We start from the raw sequence: 5,921 nt of genomic DNA on the forward strand, positions 1-5,921 counted from the left end.
GTGTAGGTCGGGTAACCGGCGCGAGGGTTCAAATCCCTCCTTCTCCGCCATTGGCCCCTTGGTCAAGCGGTTAAGACACCGCCCTTTCACGGCGGTAACACGGGTTCGAATCCCGTAGGGGTCATACTAAAGCACAGTAGATGTAAAACATCTGCTGTGCTTTTTTTATGAAGAAAAATATAAAAGAAGCTTCAAAGAATTATAGTATTGGAAAAAGTAGGAGAAGCTTGGCGAGGTAAAGTAACTGCAACTGAGCTCTATGCCGAAGTGCAAGTACTGTTTATTGGTGGAAGTCAAGTGTTCCAAAATTACTTACAAAAAATATATTTATTAGATTCCAAACAGTGTTGTCTTTTTAGAAATAAAAAATCGTCTAACTAAAGATAGTAGACGATTTTTTTATTATCCTCGTGCTAGCATTCTTTCGAGTGAACTACGGGCTTCTTTTGCAATATGGGGGTCCACTTGAATGCGATTATGTGGCTTTCCCTGTTCAATACTTTCAAGTGACCACAGCAGATGTGGGAGATCAATTCGATTCATTGTAAGACAAGGACAAAAATTCTTATTCAACGAGATAATCTGTTTATCTGAATGGTGTAACATCATACGATTAACTAGATTCATTTCTGTGCCGATTGCCCATGCAGAACCGCTAGGGGCATTATTAATAGTATCAATAATGTATTTCGTTGAGCCTGCATCATCCGCTGCCGCAACAACTTCACGGCTACATTCCGGATGCACGATAATGCGCATATTTGGATGTGCCTGACGAACCATTTCTGTATGTTGCACGGTAAAGCCTTCGTGGACGGAACAATGTCCTTTCCATAAAATTACTTGAATGTTTTCTGGCGACTGTTCTGTCTCAAGGGTATTGGTATGTGGATTCCAAACAGCCATATTTTCAAGAGGTACGCCCAAATCATAAGCGGTATTTCTACCTAAATGCTGATCGGGTAGAAATAAAATACGTTGCTTTTGACTAAATGCCCATTTTACCATTTCCTTTGCGTTGGAGGATGTTACACATGCGCCTCCATAATGTCCTGTAAATGCTTTTATTGCCGCAGTCGAATTGACATATGTTAACGGTATAATCGTATCACCGAAAAGTTGCTGTAAGATGGACCATGCTTGTTCTGTTTGATAAATGTCTGCCATGTCTGCCATTGAGCAGCCTGCTCGCATATCTGGCAAGTAGACATGCTGTTTCTCAGTGGTTAACATATCGGCTGTTTCAGCCATAAAATGTACCCCACAGAAAACGATATGCTTGGCTTCCTTATTTGCAGCAGATAATTGCGCGAGCTGTAAAGAATCTCCTGTAGCATCAGCAAATTGAATCACTTCGTCTTTTTGATAATGATGGCCAGGAATAAAAAGCTGACGACCCAGTTTCTTTTTAATAGCTAGAATGCGAGATTCCATGTCAGTTCTTGATAGTGTTCGATAATGCTCTGGGAGTAGGGTAGCTTGTTGTAATAAACTAGTTATTGACAAGTGGATGATCTCCTTTCATTTGTACAAGTGCGCTAATATCAAACGCTTTTACCGAATGAGTTAGTGCGCCAAGTGAAATCCATTGGATACCAGATTCTGCATAGGCATGTAGATTATCTAGCGAAATCCCACCGGATGCCTCCGTAGCGATATGTGCAGGAACGGCTGGGAGCCATGCCTGTATTTCTTCTGGCGTTCGATTATCAAACATAATAATATCAGCACCTGATGCAATGGCTTCTTCCAATTGATCTTTTGTTTCAATTTCTACTTCAATTTTTACCGTATGACCAACTTTGCTACGAGCAGCTTGCACAGCTTTTGAAATGCTCCCTGCAAAAGCAATATGGTTATCCTTTAGCATAATTGCATCGTATAATCCACTGCGATGATTAAAGGCTCCACCTACCCGTACTGCATATTTATCGAGCATACGTAATCCAGGTATCGTTTTACGGGTATCGCAAATTTTTGCTCCTGTCCCTGCTGTTTCACGAACAGCTAAGTTGGTAGCTGTAGCGATGGCAGACATACGCTGAATGAGATTCAAAATGACACGCTCACCAATTAATAATTTTTGTAGAGGTCCTTTGACAATAGCGAGTAAATCACCTGTATTTACTGCATCACCATCTTTTTTATGCAAAATGATATCCATCGAGGAATCCAGTAGTAGAAAACCGTGCTCGATGATAAGTGCTCCACAGAAAATACCACTATCTTTCGCATAAAAGGAAAAAGTCCCTTTTTGATCAGCTGTAAAGATAAGTTCGCTTGATAAATCGCCATCCCCAATGTCTTCGTTATAAAATTGCTTGAGCATTTCCTCTAGTTTGATGATATTCATATAATGTATTCCTCACTTTCATCTGTCCATGTTCAAAAATAATCCAGCGTTGAGCCCATAGTCTATCTTTATTTGGTTTGTCACTACGAATATGAGCTCCTCGCGTTTCTTTTCGTGTCAGTGCAGCATTTACCATCAATGAAGCGACAATATGCATCATATAAAGTTCAAGTTCCTGTTGACCCAGTCCACTTATCTCAACATGTTGAAGGGTTTGCAATGGTGGCAATTGTTTTGCGAATTGCTGCATATCTTGAGGATTGCGTATAATACCTAGCGCATGCATCATAGTTTGCTGTAAATGTTCTTTTGCTAATAGTGAAGGTATAGCTTGCTGATGAGCTTTGTGAATGACAGTGAAATTGTATTGCTTGCAGCCTGTTTGTAAGATGGTATGTGCCATCTTTTGTCCAAAGGCAATACCTTCTAGCAAGGAGTTACTCGCTAAACGATTTGCACCATGAACGCCCGTACAAGCGACTTCACCAACAGCATAGAGATTTGGAATCGATGTTCTTCCGATGTCATCAGCGATAATACCACCCATTAAGAAATGGCTACCTGGCGCAACAGGAATTAAGCCATGCTGTATATCCACACCATTGTCAGCGCAAAGTTTCGCTATCGTAGGAAATTTTTTTTCAAATTGCTGAATGGCAGAAATATCAATATATGTTTCGTGTCCGGTAACTCGTTTTTTAAACAAAGTATAGGCTGTAATATGACGCGGTGCTAAATCAAGTTGTGGATGTACACCTTTCATGATTGGTCGGCGCTGTGCATCGACAAAAATCCCACCAGCTCCTCGAACTGCTTCTGAGACAAGTCCTTTTGCTTCGCCGTTGCACCATAGTAGGCTTGGATGAAATTGCATAAACTCCATATCACTGATTGCTGCGCCCGCACGGAATGCAAGTGCCCGGTGTTAATCGCATAATTAGTGCTACTTGGATAAAGGGCTCCAGCGCCGCCTGAAGCAATAATTACGTGATGAGCAAAATATCGCTTTGTACCATGTGTTCCTTGTGTAAGTACGCCGATACAAGCACCGTCCGTATTTAGTAGAAGTTCATAAGCCATTTCATAACAATTAATAACGACGTTCGAAGGAAGTTGTTTGAGCAAGTAATCAATAAATACTTGCCCTGTACGATCCCCACCAGCATGTAAAATGCGATGATGACTATGTGCGCCTTCTAACCCGAGAGCTGGTGCACCAGATGCCTCTCGATCGATGGGCAGGTCATCCATTAGGAACTGCTGTATAATTTTTGTACCATCATTAATAAGCGCTTCAACATGTTTCTTTTCATGATGGTCTTCGCCAGCAGTCAAGGTATCTGCAATATGATAAGCCGTATTATCTTCTGGTTTAGTGACGGCCGCAATACCACCTTGTGCACGATAAGAACTGCTCATATCAACAGAAGATTTCGTAACAATCTGTACTTGTAACTGCTGTCCGAGTAGTCTAGCGGCTTGAAGTGCTGCAATACCGCTGCCAATAATGAGTACATCTATCTTTACATCCATAGCTATACCTTCTTTACAGTTGTCTTGACACATATCTTTACATAAAATATAAAAGAAAACAAGACCCTAAGTAAATTGAGAGGATGAGAATACGATGATTTATATGGATTACGCAGCAACATCACCAATGTCTGCCTCAGCGCTCAAGGCTTATTGTGAAGTAGCGGAACGTTATTATGGAAACAGTGCGAGTTTACATGACTTAGGAGGACAAGCACATTATTTTGTTGAACAGGCAAGAGCAATAGTAGCCACTGCCCTAAACGTTAAAAGTGATGGCATAATTTTTACAGGGAGTGGAACTGAGGGGAATTTGCTGGCGATTGTATCACTTGCTTTGGCTTCAAAGAAAGGAAAACATATTATTTCTTCACAAGCAGAACATACTTCAGTTCATGCGGCATTAAATACACTTGAGAAAATGGGATTTGTTGTGACAAAATTACCCTTACAACGAAGTGGTAGTATTCATGTAGAGCAATTACGCGAAGTGTTAAGAGATGATACAGCGCTTATAACTATCCAACATGTTAATTCAGAAATAGGGGCAATTCAACCTATAGATGAAATTGCAGCTTTGGCTAAGGAATCTGATATATATTTTCATGTAGATTGCGTACAATCATTTTGTAAAGTTACTTTTGCACAACAGGTGGATGCTATGACAGTTTCAGCACATAAAATTGCTGGACCAAAAGGCTGTGGGGCTGTTTATATTAATCCCAAAATTTGTGTACCTGCATTAACACCAGGTGTTACTCATGAGCGCGGCTTAAGAGGGGGAACACTGGATACGCCAGCTATCGTAGCATTTGCAACTGCAATAGAAGATTTTCATTACAAGCTACAAGATTATGAGGCATTACGTCTTTATTTACAAGAAAATTTACCAACTACATGTCGTATGATCGAATGTGGGGAGCAACTACCAAATATATGTGGTATTGTGATGGATAAAGTAGAAGGACAATATGTTTTATTAAGATTAAATGAAGCGGGTATATGCATATCTACAGGTAGTGCATGTGATATTCATAGCGAGTCTGGCACGAAAGCAATTTTATCGATGGGCTATACTATGGAAGAAGCTCGCCAATTTTTCAGAATATCCTTTGGTCCAAAAACTACATTTAAAGAAATTGACCAATTATTAGCAGCCCTTACTAATATTTAGAATAATAATGCTAAATAACGTATAGGATAAAAAATTAAAATGTATGAGCAATGTAGTACCTACAAAAAATAATAAAATACTCAGGCATTCTAACAAGACGTATCGTTAAGGCCTGAGTTCTACTGTATTTAACTTCTTTCAGCAGAAGTCTCCCACCTCTATAGGTGGTGAGATGAATGCGGATTTAAGTTGCTTTTCAGCGGGTGTACAAACATCCGCTGAAATAAGTTAAAGCCTCCGGCGGATGTCACGGAAATCGAAAAGGAGTTCTTTGTGCAAGCACAAAGCCGATTCCGGACGCAATAATGTCGAGGCATTATTGATTACTAATAGAGTAAATATTTAACATAGCAACTACAAAACATTTTTTTGATGTAAATAAAAATGTTTTCTTTTGAAAAAACAATTGTTATAATGATTAGCAGAGTGATAAATTCTCTTACATGACAAAAATATCTTTAAAAAGTAATAATTTCTTTTTTTTATAAAAAAGTGTTGCACAATGTAGGAAAACGTTATACAATAATTCTTGTCTTGAAGGACAGGTAAATAACTTCAAAACACAAAGAACTTTAAGATATAAGTAATACATAGTATGTTAAAGATGAAGTAGAGTCTAGTGATGATGGCAAAGAGGTCACACCCGTTCCCATACCGAACACGGAAGTTAAGCTCTTTAGCGCCGATGGTAGTTGGGGGCTTCCCCCTGTGAGAGTAGGACGTCGCTAGGCATTATACCCAGGAGGATTAGCTCAGCTGGGAGAGCATCTGCCTTACAAGCAGAGGGTCGGCGGTTCGAGCCCGTCATCCTCCACCATATGCCGGTTTAGCTCAGCAGGTAGAGCAACTGACTTGTAATCA

At 40.0% G+C, this 5,921-nt stretch carries 4 protein-coding genes, 2 tRNA genes, 1 rRNA gene and 1 pseudogene; 4 read left to right on the forward strand and 4 right to left on the reverse strand.

Translation table 11 applies throughout. From position 1 onward, the window contains the following. Positions 1-52: 52 nt before the first annotated feature. A tRNA-Glu gene (locus tag C9J35_RS22710) sits at positions 53-124 on the forward strand. Positions 125-402: 278 nt separating this feature from the next. Here C9J35_RS22710 and nadA read toward each other — a convergent pair. The 4 genes and pseudogenes from nadA to C9J35_RS24450 form a co-directional block, all read right to left on the reverse strand. After that, positions 403-1,506 (reverse strand): quinolinate synthase NadA, encoded by a 1,104-nt coding sequence (nadA, locus tag C9J35_RS22715; protein ID WP_054770071.1) that lies wholly within the window; start codon positions 1,504-1,506, stop codon positions 403-405. Continuing rightward, complete coding sequence (gene nadC, locus C9J35_RS22720) at positions 1,493-2,353, reverse strand: carboxylating nicotinate-nucleotide diphosphorylase (RefSeq protein ID WP_054770070.1); 861 nt, start codon at positions 2,351-2,353, stop codon at positions 1,493-1,495. Before nadC ends, nadA begins: the two co-directional genes overlap by 14 nt. Beyond that, positions 2,310-2,756, reverse strand: a complete 447-nt coding sequence (locus tag C9J35_RS24990; RefSeq protein WP_369122306.1) for a hypothetical protein — start codon at positions 2,754-2,756, stop codon at positions 2,310-2,312. Before C9J35_RS24990 ends, nadC begins: the two co-directional genes overlap by 44 nt. Before the next feature lie 87 nt (positions 2,757-2,843). Next, a pseudogene (locus C9J35_RS24450) lies at positions 2,844-3,919 on the reverse strand (FAD-binding protein); the annotation flags it as partial. A 61-nt stretch (positions 3,920-3,980) separates the two neighbouring features. Here C9J35_RS24450 and C9J35_RS22730 point away from each other — a divergent pair. The 3 genes from C9J35_RS22730 (at position 3,981) to C9J35_RS22740 (ending at position 5,877) form a co-directional block, all read left to right on the forward strand. Further along, entirely contained in the window at positions 3,981-5,060 is a 1,080-nt protein-coding gene (locus C9J35_RS22730) for a cysteine desulfurase family protein (protein ID WP_327324305.1), read from the forward strand. Positions 5,061-5,675: 615 nt separating this feature from the next. Continuing rightward, a 5S ribosomal RNA gene (gene rrf, locus C9J35_RS22735) occupies positions 5,676-5,791 on the forward strand. A gap of 10 nt (positions 5,792-5,801) precedes the next feature. Continuing rightward, positions 5,802-5,877 (forward strand) — tRNA-Val (locus C9J35_RS22740). Positions 5,878-5,921: the final 44 nt, after the last annotated feature.

The sequence above is a fragment of the Lysinibacillus parviboronicapiens genome (assembly GCF_003049575.1).
GTDB classification, from domain to species: domain Bacteria; phylum Bacillota; class Bacilli; order Bacillales_A; family Planococcaceae; genus Lysinibacillus; species Lysinibacillus parviboronicapiens.

What these genes read in the sequence shown, in the direction of transcription:
- C9J35_RS24990 (WP_369122306.1), bottom strand. Translation starts at nt 2,756, where the DNA reads ATGGCACATACCATCTTACAAACAGGCTGCAAGCAATACAATTTCACT.
- C9J35_RS22730 (WP_327324305.1), top strand. Translation starts at nt 3,981, where the DNA reads ATGATTTATATGGATTACGCAGCAACATCACCAATGTCTGCCTCAGCG.
- nadC (WP_054770070.1), bottom strand. Translation starts at nt 2,353, where the DNA reads ATGAATATCATCAAACTAGAGGAAATGCTCAAGCAATTTTATAACGAA.